This window comes from Belliella filtrata (assembly GCF_022549775.1).
Lineage (GTDB): Bacteria > Bacteroidota > Bacteroidia > Cytophagales > Cyclobacteriaceae > Belliella > Belliella filtrata.
Genome location: NZ_JAKZGP010000084.1, coordinates 1 through 15,407, shown reverse-complemented (window position 1 = coordinate 15,407; position 15,407 = coordinate 1). Strand labels below are relative to the sequence as shown.

15 protein-coding genes are annotated in these 15,407 nt (G+C 38.5%); 12 read left to right on the top strand and 3 right to left on the bottom strand.

Translation table 11 applies throughout. The annotated features are described in order from the left end of the window. Nucleotides 1-223 precede the first annotated feature (223 nt). From MM239_RS19310 to MM239_RS19275, 8 genes are all read left to right on the top strand, one after another. Nucleotides 224-640 carry an RrF2 family transcriptional regulator gene (locus MM239_RS19310; protein WP_241295640.1) on the top strand — a complete coding sequence of 139 codons (417 nt, stop codon included), beginning with the start codon at nt 224-226 and terminating at the stop codon, nt 638-640. Between the two features lie 76 nt (nt 641-716). Beyond that, a complete protein-coding gene (locus tag MM239_RS19305; protein ID WP_241349970.1) occupies nt 717-989 on the top strand; it encodes a DUF2061 domain-containing protein in 273 nt (90 codons plus the stop codon). Beyond that, a complete protein-coding gene (locus MM239_RS19300) occupies nt 964-1,668 on the top strand; it encodes a phosphoadenylyl-sulfate reductase (RefSeq protein WP_241349969.1) in 705 nt (234 codons plus the stop codon). The genes MM239_RS19305 and MM239_RS19300 overlap by 26 nt, the downstream gene beginning before the upstream one ends. 55 nt (nt 1,669-1,723) lie before the next feature. Continuing rightward, nucleotides 1,724-2,623: a sulfate adenylyltransferase subunit CysD gene (gene cysD / locus MM239_RS19295; protein ID WP_241295874.1), complete on the top strand. Its 900-nt coding sequence runs from the start codon at nt 1,724-1,726 to the stop codon at nt 2,621-2,623. Nucleotides 2,624-2,796: 173 nt separating this feature from the next. Further along, nucleotides 2,797-4,053 carry a sulfate adenylyltransferase subunit 1 gene (locus MM239_RS19290; RefSeq protein ID WP_241349968.1) on the top strand — a complete coding sequence of 419 codons (1,257 nt, stop codon included), beginning with the start codon at nt 2,797-2,799 and terminating at the stop codon, nt 4,051-4,053. A gap of 142 nt (nt 4,054-4,195) precedes the next feature. Further along, nucleotides 4,196-6,298: a HEPN domain-containing protein gene (locus MM239_RS19285; protein ID WP_241349967.1), complete on the top strand. Its 2,103-nt coding sequence runs from the start codon at nt 4,196-4,198 to the stop codon at nt 6,296-6,298. Further along, on the top strand, nt 6,295-7,074 hold the full coding sequence (cobA, locus tag MM239_RS19280) for a uroporphyrinogen-III C-methyltransferase (protein WP_241349966.1): 780 nt from the start codon (nt 6,295-6,297) through the stop codon (nt 7,072-7,074). The genes MM239_RS19285 and cobA overlap by 4 nt, the downstream gene beginning before the upstream one ends. Before the next feature lie 317 nt (nt 7,075-7,391). After that, nucleotides 7,392-7,976 carry a precorrin-2 dehydrogenase/sirohydrochlorin ferrochelatase family protein gene (locus tag MM239_RS19275; RefSeq protein ID WP_241349965.1) on the top strand — a complete coding sequence of 195 codons (585 nt, stop codon included), beginning with the start codon at nt 7,392-7,394 and terminating at the stop codon, nt 7,974-7,976. A 177-nt stretch (nt 7,977-8,153) separates the two neighbouring features. Here the strand turns inward: MM239_RS19275 and MM239_RS19270 are convergent, their stop codons facing one another. From MM239_RS19270 to MM239_RS19260, 3 genes are read right to left on the bottom strand one after another with little or no spacing between them, the layout of a single operon-like run. Then, nucleotides 8,154-8,906 carry a hypothetical protein gene (locus tag MM239_RS19270; RefSeq protein ID WP_241349964.1) on the bottom strand — a complete coding sequence of 251 codons (753 nt, stop codon included), beginning with the start codon at nt 8,904-8,906 and terminating at the stop codon, nt 8,154-8,156. Between the two features lie 58 nt (nt 8,907-8,964). Next, entirely contained in the window at nt 8,965-9,696 is a 732-nt protein-coding gene (locus tag MM239_RS19265; protein ID WP_241349963.1) for a hypothetical protein, read from the bottom strand. Nucleotides 9,697-9,704: 8 nt separating this feature from the next. After that, complete coding sequence (locus MM239_RS19260; RefSeq protein ID WP_241349962.1) at nt 9,705-10,229, bottom strand: RNA polymerase sigma factor; 525 nt, start codon at nt 10,227-10,229, stop codon at nt 9,705-9,707. A gap of 230 nt (nt 10,230-10,459) precedes the next feature. Between MM239_RS19260 and MM239_RS19255 the strand changes: the two genes are divergently transcribed. The 4 genes from MM239_RS19255 to secDF all read left to right on the top strand — a co-directional run bounded on the left by MM239_RS19255 (nt 10,460) and on the right by secDF (nt 15,200). Beyond that, nucleotides 10,460-11,029: a non-canonical purine NTP diphosphatase gene (locus tag MM239_RS19255; protein WP_241349961.1), complete on the top strand. Its 570-nt coding sequence runs from the start codon at nt 10,460-10,462 to the stop codon at nt 11,027-11,029. Nucleotides 11,030-11,048: 19 nt separating this feature from the next. Next, nucleotides 11,049-11,663, top strand: a complete 615-nt coding sequence (gene udk / locus MM239_RS19250; protein ID WP_241349960.1) for a uridine kinase — start codon at nt 11,049-11,051, stop codon at nt 11,661-11,663. A gap of 89 nt (nt 11,664-11,752) precedes the next feature. Then, on the top strand, nt 11,753-12,115 hold the full coding sequence (locus tag MM239_RS19245) for a hypothetical protein (protein WP_241349959.1): 363 nt from the start codon (nt 11,753-11,755) through the stop codon (nt 12,113-12,115). A gap of 103 nt (nt 12,116-12,218) precedes the next feature. Beyond that, entirely contained in the window at nt 12,219-15,200 is a 2,982-nt protein-coding gene (secDF, locus tag MM239_RS19240) for a protein translocase subunit SecDF (RefSeq protein ID WP_241349958.1), read from the top strand. The last annotated feature ends 207 nt before the right edge of the window (nt 15,201-15,407 follow it).

Sequence of the window (15,407 nt, the reverse complement as noted above, 5' to 3'; positions counted from 1 at the left end):
ACTATCTCTAGCAGGTGGGAAAACCTTGAGAGTACCATGGATTATTGTCTCAAACACCTTTATGCTTATCGACGCCAGATTCAAAGAAATTTAAACAGATCCCCAGAAACATGACAAAGTAGGGTTAGGTAAAGCCTATTTTTTTGGCTTAAATTTTTCCTTCGGAAACCAACAAGCATTAGTTTCCCCTTTTCAAATCAAAGAAAAAGGCTATTTTTGTTTTATGCTATCCAAAAAAACCAAATATGCTTTTCATGCCCTAACCTATTTGGGCAAAAATAGGGATCAAAAAACAGTTTTGATTCAAGATATTGCAGCAGAATATGGTATTTCCCATAAATTTTTGGAAAACATTCTACTGGAATTGAAAAAAGCGGGTATTCTTGGCTCAAAGAAAGGAAAAGGTGGGGGCTATTATCTGATCAAAGAACCCAAGGATGTTGCGCTATCGAAAGTGATAAGGCTACTAGATGGCCCTATTGCTTTACTACCTTGCGTAAGCTTGAATTACTATGAACCATGTATTGAGTGTCAAGATGAAGGGAAATGCGGCTTAAATAAAGTGATGATTCAGGTAAGAGATGAAATGCTTAATGTTCTGGAAAACAAATCATTAGCAGATATACTTGATAAAGAGTAAAAATTTTTTGCCTATTTACCCTACTTTATTTATAGACTTTACATACTTTTGTAATTCATCATGAATTAAAATACTTATGATTCTGGATCAACCGATCAAAAAGTGGTTTGAAGATAAAACAGGAAAGGACAGCAACTTCAAGAGTATTGTGAAGTCAATCTCTTGGAGGTTAGTAGGTACGGTAGACACGATCGTGATATCCTATTTTATCACCGGACAGCTAAAGATGGCTGTATCTATAGGATCTATAGAAGTGATGAGCAAGATCATTCTTTATTACTTCCATGAGCGTGTATGGGAGAAATTGACAAAACCTAAAAAAGATGAGCTTACAAGAGAACTTGCATGATTTAAGAGAAAAAATAGACGGATTATCCCCAGTGGAAGGCCTACTATTTCTTTCAGACTTATTCCGAGGCAAAGTAGTTTTTTCTACTTCTTTGGGGCAGGAGGATCAAGTGATCACACAGATGATTGCTGATAACCTTATTCCTATCCATATTTTTTCATTGGATACTGGAAGGCTATTTCCAGAGACATTGGATTTGTTGGCAAGGACCGAGAGCAAGTACAAAAAGCGGATTGACCTTCGGTACCCAGAGAGAAGTTCGGTCGAACAATTGGTCAAAGATCATGGGATCAATGGATTTTATGAGTCTATTGAGCATAGAAAGTCTTGTTGTTTTGTTAGAAAAGTAGAACCGCTTCAAAAGGCCTTGCTTGGTAATTGTATCTGGGTCACAGGCCTTCGTGCAGAGCAAAGCCCTAACAGAAGCGATATGAGAAAGCTTGAATGGGATGAAACTAATGGTATCATCAAATACAACCCATTGCTTGATTGGTCTTATGAGCAGATGCTTCAATATATTGATGAAAAAAAGATACCCTACAACCCGCTTCATGACAAAGGCTTCATCAGCATTGGATGTGCGCCTTGTACAAGAGCGATCTCAGAAGGGGAAGATCCCAGAGCAGGGAGGTGGTGGTGGGAAGATTCCAAAAAAGAGTGCGGACTTCACGCGAGATGACAATTTCCAGAACAAGGAGTTAAACAAACCAAATCGAAACATTAAACTAGCTATCATGTCAAATCAATATATTCCAAACCCTAAAGAAGCTGAATCGATACACATTTTGAGAGAAGTGGCGGCTCAGTTTGAAAAACCAGTTTTACTTTTTTCTGGAGGAAAGGATTCTATTACTTTGGTGAGATTGGCCCAGAAGGCTTTTTACCCAGCAAGGATTCCATTTCCACTTTTACACATAGATACAGGGCATAATTTCCCTGAAACGATAGCATTCAGAGATCAATTAGTTGAGGAGCTTGGTCTAGAGCTTATCGTAAGAAATGTGCAAGACTCTATAGATCAGGGTAAAGTAACAGAAGAGAGAGGTAGGTATGCTAGTAGAAATACCTTGCAGACCACGACGCTACTGGATGCTATAGAGGAGTTTAAGTTCGATGCATGTATTGGTGGAGCAAGAAGGGATGAAGAAAAGGCAAGAGCCAAGGAGAGAGTTTTTTCGGTACGAGATGACTTTGGTCAATGGGATGAAAAAAACCAGAGACCAGAATTGTTTGATATGCTCAATGGTAGAATTCATCAAGGACAAAATGTACGTGTGTTCCCAATTTCTAACTGGACTGAATTGGATGTATGGGAATATATAAAAAATGAGCAAATCAAGATTCCTTCCATATATTTTGCACACAAGAGAGAGGTCTTCTTCAGGGATGGTATGGTATGGACTGCAAACCAGCATGTCTATAGAGATCATTCGGAAGAAGTAGTAGAGCGAATGGTGAGATTCAGAACGGTGGGAGACATGACTTGTACAGCAGCGGTTCTGTCAGAAGCCGATACTTTGGAGGCTGTCGTTGAAGAAATCAGGCAATCGACCATTTCGGAAAGAGGAGCTAGGATCGACGATAAGCGCTCAGAAGCAGCCATGGAAAAGCGAAAGAAAGTAGGGTACTTTTAAAAGCGAGAGATTAGAAACAAGAGCCAAGAGAAAACTGTCAAAGTGAGTATAGTACAGATCCAATCAAGATAGATCAGAATGTAAGACTGTCAAAAATAGAAAGTAAAGTGTTACAAAAATCAAGGCTTTGCGGGCTTTTTCTCTGCTGGTTTTGTTAGAAAAAAGATACTAAGATGACTGAAAATAGAAAATTGATAAAAATAGCTACAGCAGGTTCTGTGGATGATGGTAAGAGTACACTTATCGGAAGGTTGCTGTATGACACAGGCTCATTGACTACCGATAAGCTTGAGGCGATAGAAAGAAATAGCAAGCAAAAAGGCTATGATTACCTTGATTTTTCTCTAGCAACTGATGGGCTTGTTGCAGAGCGTGAGCAAGGTATTACGATAGACGTAGCTCATATCTATTTCAATACTGATAAGACCAATTTCATCGTAGCAGATACTCCTGGGCATGTTGAATACACACGTAATATGGTGACTGGCGCCTCTACTTCCCAAGTAGCGATCATTCTTATAGATGCTCGTAAGGGAGTGATTGAGCAGACATATAGGCATTTTTTCATCAGTAATTTACTAAGATTAAGTCACGTAGTCGTTGCTGTGAACAAAATGGACTTAGTGGATTATGATGAAGAGGTGTACTTGAAAATCAGGTCAGATTTTGAAGCTTTGGTAGAGAAAAGTGATTTTAGTGCAGATCAGATTACCTTCATTCCTATCTCAGCCTTAAAGGGAGAAAATGTCTCTCAAAAATCGGTAATGATGAGCTGGTATGTTGGAAACACCTTGCTAGACCATTTGGAAGTGTTAGAGCCGAGCGATTTGCAAGAAAGTAGTACTGCAAGATTTCCTGTACAGTTTGTGATCAGGCCAAAGACGGAGGCATATCATGACTTCAGGGGATTTGCAGGCAAAGTATATGGTGGCAACCTGAAAAAGGGAGACCTGATCACTGTCTTGCCTTCATTTACTGAATCTAAGATCAAGTCTATACATTTCTTCGAAAATGAGATTGAAGAAGCCATAGCTGGTTCAGCTGTTACGATAACTTTAGAAAATGAAGTGAATGTAAGTAGAGGTGATATGATCGTGAGGTCTTCAGAGCTACCAAAATCAGAGAAGTCTATCATCGCAACTATCTGTCAGGTGAACAACAAGCCTCTTAGAGTAGGGGATAAATATACGCTACAACATGGCGTCAACAGTGTCTTGGCAAAAGTAGATCAAATCCAAGCCAAGATTCATACAGACTTCTCAGGTGAAGAAGCCGTAGATCAGCTCAGGCTAAATGACATTGGAAAGGTAACTTTCAAGCTAAGTAAGCCAATTCACTTCGACCCATATTTACAGAACAAATCAACTGGTAGCTTCATTCTTATTGATGAGGGATCATTTGATACAGTGAGTGTTGGGTTTATTGATTGAGATTTGAGAAGGTAGATATTGGATTGAGACTTAGAAATCTCAATTACAAGTTAACAAATCAATTACTACAGCAATTTGACTATGCTTCGTACATCGTACTCCAGTACTTTGTACAACAAAAAGACCTATTGAATAAAATACGATGCAAAGCTTTAGAACAGAAATAGAGAATCCAATAGTAGAGAAAGATATCATCGAATTGGAAAAGAAAATCGCTCTTTTCAAGGATGGGAAGATTGATGATGAAAAATTCAGAAGCTTGAGGCTTGCCCGTGGGATATATGGGCAGAGACAGCCAGGTGTTCAGATGATTCGGATCAAGCTCCCTTATGGAAGGGTGAGTTCTGAGCAATTGCATAGAATCTCAGAAGTATCAGATAAGTACTCTACAGGAAGACTACATATTACGACACGTCAGGATATTCAGATCCATTATGTGAAAATAGATCAAACTCCTGAACTATGGGCAGAGCTTGAAAAAGACGATGTAACCATCAGAGAAGCATGTGGTAATACAGTAAGAAATGTGACAGCATCAGAAATGGCGGGTATTGATCCAAATGAGCCATTCGATGTGACACCTTATGCTGATGCTACTTTTAAGTATTTCTTGAGAAATCCTATCTCTCAAGAGATGGGGAGAAAGTTTAAAATCGCATTTTCATCAAGTGACGAAGATACAGCACTTGCATACCTTCATGATATTGGGGTGATTCCTAAGATAAAAAATATTGACGGTAAGGAGGTCAGAGGCTTCAAAGTGCTTCTTGGTGGAGGGCTTGGTTCACAGCCAAGACACGCGGATGCCGTGTATGAGTTTTTACCAACAGAAAAGTTAATCCCATTTATAGAAAGTGTGATTAGAATCTTTGATAGGTTTGGTGAAAGAGCCAAAAGAATGAAGGCAAGGATGAAGTTTTTGGTCAAAGATCTTGGGCTAGATGCTTTTTTGAGTTTGGTTCAAGAAGAAGAAAAATCCCTGCCTTTCAAAACCTATCCTATTGATCACACAGCCTATGAGGCAGCTCAGGCACTTCCTTATAATGAAATCATTCAGGTCGATGAGCCAGCAGATTTGGCTTATGAGCAATGGAAATTGACCAATATCATTCCGCAAAAACAGGAAGGGTTTGTAGCGATAGGTATTAAGGTGAAATTGGGAGATTTCTATACAGACAAAGCTAGACTTTTGGCTGATTTAGTAAAAAACCATGCAAATAACGAAATCAGGTTTACACTGAGACAAAATATCCTAATAAGGGATGTGCGGATTGAGCAAATTTCATTTTTCTATCAGGAATTGAAAAAGTTAGGCTTTGTAGAAAGGGGTTATAATACGTTCGGAGACATTACAGCATGTCCAGGCACGGATACTTGTAACTTAGGTATTGCTTCCAGTACTGGAGCAGCAGCCATATTGGAGGAGGTGATATTCAAAGAATACCCAAAATACCTCAACAATAAAGACCTTACCATAAAGATTTCTGGGTGCATGAATGCCTGTGGTCAGCATAATATGGCTTCAATTGGGTTTCAAGGAATGTCTATCAAGGCTGGTAAAAATGTGCTTCCAGCTTTGCAAGTTCTCTTAGGTGGAGGAACTCTCGGAGATGGTACGGGTAGATTTGCTGATAAAGTGATCAAAATTCCAAGTAAAAGAGGCCCCCAAGCCTTGAGGATTTTACTAGATGATTTTGAATCAAATGCACAAGAAGCAGAATCGTTTTTGGCATATTATGATAGACAAGGCCAGATGTATTTCTATGAAATTCTAAAAGACATAGCTAGCATCGATGATGTAGTGGAGAGTGATTTTATAGATTGGGGAAATAATGATCCTTACGTAAAAGAAATCGGTGTAGGTGAATGTGCTGGAGTGATTATAGATTTGGTTTCTACCCTTTTGCTAGAAGCAAGAGAAAAGATAGCAAATGCCGAAGAGAGTCTTCAAGCAAAAGCTTGGTCGGATGCCATTTATCATACTTATGCAGGTCTTGTAAATACAGCAAAAGCTATCTTACTCGCTGAAGGAGTGAGTACCAACTCACATGCGAGTATATTGAAACAATATGATGAGGTGTTTACTGAATCAGGAAAGATTGATTTGGGAGCTTCAATTGAAGCTATAACCTATCAGATAAAGGAAAATGAACCTTCAGAGACATTTGCTTTGAGTTATTTTGCTCAAGCGCAACAGGTTTTTGACACAATCAGTGATTATAGGGCTAAAGAAGTACAAGCATGAGAAATGATATCAAACCTAAAGTAACCCTTGTAGGAGCTGGGCCTGGTGATCCAGAGCTAATCACGCTAAAGGGGATTTTGGCGATCAACAAAGCAGATGTGGTCCTTTATGATGCCTTGATAGATCCAGTTTTGCTCAAGCATGCTCCCGACAAGGCTATCAAAATATATGTAGGCAAAAGAGTAGGTAAGCATTCCTGCCCTCAGGAAGATACCAATAGGTTTTGCGTAGAATACGCCTTAAAATATGGCCATGTGGTTAGGTTAAAAGGTGGAGATCCATTTGTATTTGGAAGAGGTTCCGAGGAAATTGATTATATTGAAGCCTTCGGAATCCCCACAGAGGTTGTTTCGGGGATAAGTTCTTCTGTAGCTGTGCCTGCATCTGTAGGCATACCAGTGACCAAAAGAGGTATTTCTGAGAGCTTTTGGGTGATCACAGGTACGACTTCTTCAGGAGAGATCTCTAGAGATATCGCACTTGCAGCACAATCTACTGCAACAGTTGTAGTTCTGATGGGAACCAAAAAACTGACTGAGATTGTCCATATTTACAAGCAAAATTTCAAAGCTGAACTCCCAATAGCAATCATTCAAAGTGGTACTACCAAAGACCTAAAACTTGTCGCAGGTACTATCAGTGATATCCAAGAAAAAGCAGCAATTGAGGGTATAGGTGCTCCAGCCATTATCATCATTGGTGAAGTTGTCAAAGAAAGCTATAGACTGAAGGAGATTTATGGTGAAGTGGTAAACGTTGAAGTCAATAGAGTTTGATAAATTGGGGATATTTTCTCGCCAATATATGTATGTTTTGGCTTGTGAGGACACAACCCAAAGGGGGGTATATTATTGAAATACAGGAGAAATAAATTGAAATAAGATAGAAATACTTCATCCTAGCTCTCAAGCTTTTTTATTTCTATCCAGTTTCTTGGATTGTATTTCAATATCCCATGGCAAATATTCATCGATTTCTATTTCAAAATATTTCGCCGAAGGCATATTTCTAACAATGGTCTCTCTTTGCAAAGCATCTAAAATCTAAAGTCTCATCCGCCACAGCGGATAAGTTATCAAGCATCCCATATCTCATGTCTAAAAATCAATTATATCCTATCTTCCTTAAAGCGCATGAACTCAATTTTCTGCTAGTTGGTGGAGGGTTTGTGGGGACTGAAAAATTGACTTTTCTACTCAAAAGTAGTCCTGAAGCTCAGGTGACAGCAGTTTCAAAGGAATTCAATGCTGAGTTTTTGGAAATAGCGGAGTCAGCAGCTAATGTCACATTAATTCAAGATGAGTATCATGAAAAATACCTTGGAGGCAAGCACATTGTGATTGCGGCCACTAATTTTCCTGATATCAACAAGCAAATTCGTGATGAGGCAAAAGAGAGGTTCCTCCTTGTAAATGTGGCTGATACACCAGAGCTATGTGATTTTTATTTGGGTGGAATTGTGACAAAAGGAAACTTGAAGATTGCTATAAGCACCAATGGCAAATCGCCTACAACAGCCAAAAGACTTAGACAGCTTCTGGAAGAAGTACTCCCAGAAGAAGTAGACGACTTGCTTGAGAACCTCAATGCATACCGTGATACGCTCAAAGGTGATTTTGAATATAAAGTGAAAGCCATGAATGAAATTACCGGTTTGCTTGTGGAGAAGAAAGGATAATGAGAAGAGGGGAATTAGAAGGATGAAGGAGGAAATAAGAAACAAGAGACGCGACAGTAGTGTGTTAAAGAAAATATCATATTGATAAATCCGGAAAACAAACAAGTCCTGTAAGGACGACAGATATAATAGCCCTGGGCTTTTAACCCAGGGAAGATTAGAGGCCGGAAACAAGAATCAAAAGAATCGAAATCCAACAGTTGGGATAATTGTTTTAATATTGTCAGTGATAATGAAGCCTGCATTCAGTTGAAAGTTGCCTTTGATATGATATCTATAGGCTAATTTAATTGTCTCACCTTGAAAAACTGGTCCTGAATTATTCAATAGATAACCAACCTGAATTGTATTCCAAGGGGCGCTACTTGGGCTTAGCACAATTTCTGCATTTACGAATGGGTTATGGAATACATTTACACCACCATCAGGTTTGTCAGAGAAGAAAAACGAATTTGTAAAAGAGGCTCCTAGACCAACTTTTTTCAAGTTTACTACAGCTCTAAACCCCATCTCAGGAGCAAATTTACCACCTATATAGTCTAGGCCAAAAGGGAGACCTAGCGTAAAATCGGGTTTGTAAGGCACGTATTGGACGTTGATATCCACTAGAGCCATAGGAAGCGTGTTTTTAAGCCAATTAGAATGTAAATAATATGTTCTGACTTCATTTTCTTTGATGTTTTTTGCTGATTTTAGAGTATTGAACATTTTTTCTTCTACCTCTTCTTTTTGATAATCTTCGCTGTTGAAAATAGCTTCTACTTTACCATTGTTTGGCATTACGAAAACCAAAGTATCGGTAAAGTAATCTGGGTTTTTTTCAGCAAAGTTTATGAATGAAATAATATACTTTGGAGTATTACTCTTTAGTTGTGCCTGTGCAATGTAACTAAAGCTACAAAATAAGATTGTTATGATGATTTTTTTCATTGGATTGTTTGTTTAGTTGAAATGATCCCTGTGCACAGGATTTAGAAATTCAGCTGTTTTATTTTTCGTAAAGTCGGGCTGTAAGCTCATTGACTTGTAGCCTTAGCTTGCCTTTTTTTCTAATATTTAGTTCTTGGATAGCTTTTAGCTCTTTTTCAGAAAGATCCACGTTAAAACCATCAATCTTGATACCTCTGTTAGGCTCTTCCCAATTGACCGTAATGGTTTTTTTACTCCCTTTGATTTCTGTTTTTTTGTCAAATACTGGTTCTGATTTATCTTCGTGTATATCAGATATATGTAAATCAAAGATGGAGATGTCAATTTCAATTGTTTCCACTATTTCTTCTTTCTCCACAGTTTGAACCAGTTCCTCAGTGGGTGCACTTTCTTTTTTTGCATTGTTAAAACTTTCAACGTTACCAACTACTTTTTCTTGAGCTTTGGTCAGAGTTTGGATGTTGAATTCCGTATTTGAAATGTCTGTCAATAAGTATTTTCCTTCAAAATTTTCCTTACCCATAATTGCTAAAAGCATCCCCCAGATTCCTAGAAGGAAAAGAGCTGCTGCTGATAATTTATAATATACAATGAATTGACTTTTGGGCTCGATCCCTTTTTGAATCCCAAGCCAAAGGCTTTCTTTTGGAGAAAATTTTGGGAGCTGATTTTTTAGATCTGATACTTGCTGATCCAATGCTTGTTTTTCCAAGATCCTGTTCCATGCATTCTCATCTGGAATGTGCTCTTTTAAGCGGTTTTTCCAAGAATCATTCTTAGGGTCTTTCATTTGGAATATTAGTTTTTACTTAGTGATTTCTGTAATATTTTTTTTGCATAGTGAAGTTGTGACTTTGAAGTTCCTGTGCTCACTTTTAGCATTTTTGAAATTTCATCGTGCGAATAACCTTCGATTTCGTAAAGCACAAATACAGTACGACTAGATTCAGGCAAGTTTCGAATGGCTTTATCGAGCATTTCTCCATCTATCCACTGGTCGAGTAACAAATCATTAGCTTGTATTTGCTCATTTAGTTTTTCAAATTTTATTTTTGAACTGATTCCTTTCAGTGTTTTGCGAATCATTATTGATTTGATCCAAGCTCCCAATGTGGATTCTTCTCGGAAGTTTTTGATATTTCTAAACACCTCGATAAATCCTTCTTGCAAGTGATCATTGGCCTGATCGTAATCATTACATATTCGGTAGATTAAATTGAACATGGCTATTTTATAATTCTCAAAGAGGAAAAACTGCGCCTGTGTATTTTGAGCTTTGCAGGCTTTAATCAGATCTTCTTCGCTAGTGTATAATTTTGTCATATTCAAATTAAAGAGTCTTCTTTTTATCAAAAGGTTGGAATGAAATAATAAAAAACCAAAAAAAATAATTTGATGAACCGATGGAATTGTATTGCCTCTGTATACCCAGTTTATTTTGAATCAATGTTGAAAAATTTTTCACACCGTAATTAAATGATAAATTAAATTGAAGCTTGACTCTAATTAAAGTCCAAGTTGCCTCTCGAAGATTTTGTATTTAAATTTACCGAATGAAAATATGCTTTGCGACCAATAACAAGAAAAAGATAGAAGAAGTGAAGGCTGCTTTAGGGTCGTCTTTTACGATAGTTTCGCTCGAAGAGATAGGTTGTCAAGAGGAATTGCCAGAGACTGGGGACACTTTGGATCACAATGCCTTCCAAAAGGCGAGATATGTAAAGGAAAATTATGGGGTAGATTGTTTTGCAGATGATACAGGTCTTGAGGTAGAAGCACTAGATGGCGCTCCAGGAGTATATTCAGGCAGGTATGCAGGTGAGCCTAGAAGTGATGAGAGAAATATCGACAAGTTACTTAGCAACCTGGAGGGAGTTTCAAATCGCAAGGCTAGATTTAGAACTGTGATTGCATTGATCTTGGATGGTAAAGAGCATAGCTTTGAAGGTCAGGCAGATGGGGTGATTTTGGATAAGCGTACAGGAGAAGGAGGTTTTGGCTATGATCCTATTTTTAGGCCAGAAGACTATGATAAAACTTTTGCCGAATTAAGCATGGAAGAAAAGAATAAAATAAGCCATAGAGGTAAAGCTGTAGAGGCTTTGGTTAAGTTTTTGAAATAATTCATTAATTTTGTCCCTTATGAGTAAACCGTTTATTGTTGGAATTACTGGTGGAAGTGCTTCTGGAAAGACACTTTTTCTAGACAAGCTTCTCCATTCATTCGAGCCCAATCAAGTGTGCCTGATTTCACAGGACAATTATTACAAGCCAAGACATCAGCAACCTATTGATGATAAGGGTGTGCACAATTTTGATACCCCAAACTCCATAGATTTTGAAGAATACGCTGCTGATATCAAGAAGATTCAAGCAGGTGAGACTGTCTACAGGCAAGAGTATACTTTTAACAATCCCAACAAAAAACCAAAAACATTAGAATTTGCCCCGTCACCTGTGGTGGTGGTGGAGGGTATTTTTGTACTATACTACCCAGAGCTTGCCAATTTACTTGATCTGAAAGTATTTATAGATGCCAAAGAATACATCAAGCTCAAAAGAAGAATCGTAAGGGATAAAGTAGAGCGTGGTTATGATTTGGATGATGTATTGTACAGGTACGAGAGCCATGTGATGCCAACTTACGAAAAGTACATTGAGCCATTCAAGCATGATGCAGATATCATTGTGCCAAACAATAGGAGTTTTGAAAAGGCATTAGATGTAATCAAAACGTATATGAGGGCTAGAATCTAGTCATTTTGAGTGCGTTAAAATCAAGAATGCAATAATTTTAGCAAGTCAAATTGATTAAAATATACATTTTTTCATATATTTGTCGCATAATGAAACAAGTAAACCAGAAATCCAGCCTAATCAGACAGCGCATCACTTTGGTGATGGTCATGTTTTTTTGCATGTTGGTGTCTGGAATGGAATACTTGCCTAGCGATGATCAAGGAGATCAAACGAAGTCTGAGTCTTCAGCTGATGCCAAAGAAACTAATCCAAACCAAACCTTTTTAGATGTAGCGGTAGATGCTGTAGTTCCATTTGTGACTACAATAGCACAATCCACTTTCTACATTATTTATGAAATCCTTGATTTTGAAAGGATTTCCACATTCATTTCAAATCTAAGCATTGTAAGTAACCTTACATTTAGGGAAGTACTTTTTGAAAGAATCATCTCGACCAACGCACCCTAAGCAAAAACCTTCTCCATTTTACTTTTGAAGCTTCATCTTCATGATGTAGCCTTAAGTCCATTTATCCATTTCAAAAAAATCAATCTATAATTATACTATTACTATGCGTAACCAAGGTGTTATTGTGTTTTTGACAGTCATTGTGACGGCGCTTTGCCTTTACTATTTGTCATTCACATTTGTATCAAGCAACATCCAGCAAAAGGCTGTTGAATATGCCACTGATGAAGTGGGTAATGTCGATTTCAACAAGAAGCAAGCTTACTTGGACTCCATTTACAGAGAGCCAGTATACAACTTCTTGGGTGCAAATTTCACATACAAAGAAATCAAAGAAACTGAGCTTGGTCTTGGTCTTGACCTTCAAGGTGGTATGCACGTCACTCTTGAGGTTTCTCCAGTGGAGATTGTCAAAGGACTTGCTGGTAACAGTAAAGACCCAATGTTCAATGCTGCCCTAGAAGAGGCAACTGAAGCTGCTAAAACCTCGAATCAAAAATTTGTAGATCTTTTCAATAATGCTTGGCAAGCTAAATCTGGAGGCAAAAAGCTTAACACAGTATTTGCTACCGCTGCTAATAGAGGAAGAATCTCTCTAGAGTCTTCTGATTCTGATATCTTAGGGATCATCGATGCAGAGATCGAGAATGCTATTGAAAGATCATTTAATATCTTGAGAACAAGGGTAGATAGATTTGGTACATCGCAGCCAAATATCCAAAGAATCCAAGGAACAGGTAGAATTCAAATCGAACTTCCAGGTGTGGACAATCAGGAACGTGTGAGAAACTTGCTTCAAGGAGTGGCTAAGCTACAGTTTTGGGAAGTTGCTGAGATCAATGATTACTTAGGTGAGCTTGAAGCTGTGAACTCAATGCTAGTGGCTGAAACTAAAACCAAGAAAGGCGAAACAACTCCTGTTCAAGAAAAAACAGAAGAGGATTCAGACGATGCTGAGGCTGCTGAAGACAGTACTTCAGACCTAGAAAGACAATTGTCAGACAATGAGGATTCAGATTTCTCATCTGAAGTGTCACCAATCTTTGCATTGACCAAAGCTAATTATGCCTTAGTCTATGAAATGAGGGATACTGTGACTATCAATAGAATCCTAGCGAGAGAGGATGTGAAGTCTTTGCTTCCTAGAGATGTGAAATTCCTTTGGGCGGTGAAGCCAACCAAGAGTGACAACATGGAGCTATTGCAGCTTTACGGTATCAGGGTACCGCGTAACTCTGACCAAGCCCTAATGGAAGGTGATGTGATCACAGATGCTAGACAAACTTTGGATCAAACATCTAGACCAGCTGTCAGCATGCAAATGAATGCAGATGGTGCTAGAAAATGGAGAAAAGTTACTGGTGAGAATATTGGTAAAAGTATTGCAGTAGTGCTTGACGATTATGTGTACACAGCACCTACTGTTCAAGGTGAAATTCCTTCTGGTCAATCTGAAATCACAGGTAACTTCAGTTTGGAAGAAGCTAAAGATTTGGCTAACATCCTTAAGTCAGGTAGCTTACCTGCACCAACCAAGATTGTAGAAGAGGCGTTTGTGGGGCCTACTTTAGGTAAAGAAGCAAGTAACCAAGGTGTGATTTCAATGATTGCAGGCTTGGTATTGGTAGTGTTGTTCATGGTAGCTTACTACTCCAAAGGTGGATTTGTGGCTATTGCAGCGTTGGTATTCAACGTATTCTTTATCTTGGGTATCTTGGCACAGCTTGGCGCTGCACTAACCCTTCCAGGTATTGCAGGTATTGTATTGACCATAGGTATGTCGATTGATGCAAACGTCTTGATATTTGAGAGGATCAAAGAAGAGTTACGTAATGGTTCAGGATTGCTAGCAGCGATCAACGAAGGTTATGGAAAAGCATTCTCTGCAATTCTAGATTCAAATGTGACTACATTCTTGACTGGTGCTATCCTATATGCTTTGGGTCAAGGTCCAGTAAAAGGTTTTGCAATCGTATTGATGATTGGTATAGCTTCCTCTTTCTTCTCTGCGGTATTTATCACAAGAGTGATTGTGTACTGGATGAGCAAAGGAAAAGGTGATAAAGCAAGTATCTCCTTCTCTTCACCACTTGCAAAAAATGTCTTGAGCGAGTTGAATATTGATTTCTTAAGTAAGCGTAAAATTGCTTATCTTTTCTCTACAGGTTTTATCATTATTGGTTTGGCGGTAGCCTTGATCAATGGGCTTAAGTTTGGGGTAGATTTTACAGGAGGTAGATCATATATCGTTGAGTTTACACAGCCAGTCGCTACATCAGATTTGAAAGTAGGTTTGGATGGAGAGTTTGACGGTTCAGTTGAAGTGAAGACTTTCGGGGGTAACAACATTCTGAAAGTAACTACTTCATACTTGATCAATGAAGATGATGATGCTTCAAATGCCGAAGTAGAAACGAAAGTAAGAGAAGGTATAGCTACAGTTACTGGATTGAGCTATACTAGAGATGCTGAAAATATGAGTGATGGTCAGTTCTCAATTACAGGTACATCCAAAGTAGGGGCTACTGTAGCTGACGACATCAAGACTTCATCGGCAGAAGCTATGTTCTTCGCTTTGATTGCAATATTCTTATACATCTTGTTGAGATTCCGTAAGTGGCAGTTCTCCTTAGGCTCCATCATTGCCTTGATTCATGATGTATTCTTTGTGATTGCAGCTTTTGCTATTGCGAGTGCTTTAGGTGCTACTTTTGAGATTGATCAGGTATTTATTGCAGCAGTCTTAACTGTGGTAGGTTACTCTATCAATGATACTGTGATTGTATTTGATAGAATCAGGGAAAATATTGAAAATAGAGGTACTTCCAAGCTAGTGAAAATGTTCAACGATGCCATCAATCAGACTATGGCTAGAACATTGATTACTTCATTCACTACTTTGATTGTAGTACTTGTACTATTGATCTTTGGTGGAGAAGTGCTTAGAGGATTCTCGTTTGCTTTGTTGGTTGGTATCATTGTGGGTACTTACTCTTCCATTTATATCGCTACTCCAGTAGTGGTTGATTTGATGAAGAGAGAGATAGAGAGTGAGAATGCTGAAAGTGCTAAAAAGCCAGCATAGATACAATTAGTTTTGTTCTTTCCAGGTCAAAATGATGATTTTAACAGTAGAAGAGGAGTCCAGAGGGACTCCTCTTTTTCATTGTGTGCCGTGCATGGTAACTAACTAGGTGGTGAAAGTCCACTGTGGGGGTTTGTAATCGCCAACCACTAGCCAAGAGCAAGGGTGTCCATTGCGAAGTGGAATCTGAAGGAAGCTGGCGGCAAA

Excerpts from the sequence above, each read along its gene's own strand:
- cysD (WP_241295874.1), top strand. The coding sequence starts at position 1,724 with ATGTCAAATCAATATATTCCAAACCCTAAAGAAGCTGAATCGATACAC.
- MM239_RS19260 (WP_241349962.1), bottom strand. The coding sequence starts at position 10,229 with ATGACAAAATTATACACTAGCGAAGAAGATCTGATTAAAGCCTGCAAA.
- MM239_RS19300 (WP_241349969.1), top strand. The coding sequence starts at position 964 with ATGAGCTTACAAGAGAACTTGCATGATTTAAGAGAAAAAATAGACGGA.
- MM239_RS19270 (WP_241349964.1), bottom strand. The coding sequence starts at position 8,906 with ATGAAAAAAATCATCATAACAATCTTATTTTGTAGCTTTAGTTACATT.
- MM239_RS19275 (WP_241349965.1), top strand. The coding sequence starts at position 7,392 with ATGTCTAAAAATCAATTATATCCTATCTTCCTTAAAGCGCATGAACTC.
- MM239_RS19290 (WP_241349968.1), top strand. The coding sequence starts at position 2,797 with ATGACTGAAAATAGAAAATTGATAAAAATAGCTACAGCAGGTTCTGTG.
- cobA (WP_241349966.1), top strand. The coding sequence starts at position 6,295 with ATGAGAAATGATATCAAACCTAAAGTAACCCTTGTAGGAGCTGGGCCT.
- MM239_RS19255 (WP_241349961.1), top strand. The coding sequence starts at position 10,460 with ATGAAAATATGCTTTGCGACCAATAACAAGAAAAAGATAGAAGAAGTG.
- MM239_RS19305 (WP_241349970.1), top strand. The coding sequence starts at position 717 with ATGATTCTGGATCAACCGATCAAAAAGTGGTTTGAAGATAAAACAGGA.
- MM239_RS19310 (WP_241295640.1), top strand. The coding sequence starts at position 224 with ATGCTATCCAAAAAAACCAAATATGCTTTTCATGCCCTAACCTATTTG.
- MM239_RS19265 (WP_241349963.1), bottom strand. The coding sequence starts at position 9,696 with ATGAAAGACCCTAAGAATGATTCTTGGAAAAACCGCTTAAAAGAGCAC.
- MM239_RS19245 (WP_241349959.1), top strand. The coding sequence starts at position 11,753 with ATGAAACAAGTAAACCAGAAATCCAGCCTAATCAGACAGCGCATCACT.
- secDF (WP_241349958.1), top strand. The coding sequence starts at position 12,219 with ATGCGTAACCAAGGTGTTATTGTGTTTTTGACAGTCATTGTGACGGCG.
- MM239_RS19285 (WP_241349967.1), top strand. The coding sequence starts at position 4,196 with ATGCAAAGCTTTAGAACAGAAATAGAGAATCCAATAGTAGAGAAAGAT.
- udk (WP_241349960.1), top strand. The coding sequence starts at position 11,049 with ATGAGTAAACCGTTTATTGTTGGAATTACTGGTGGAAGTGCTTCTGGA.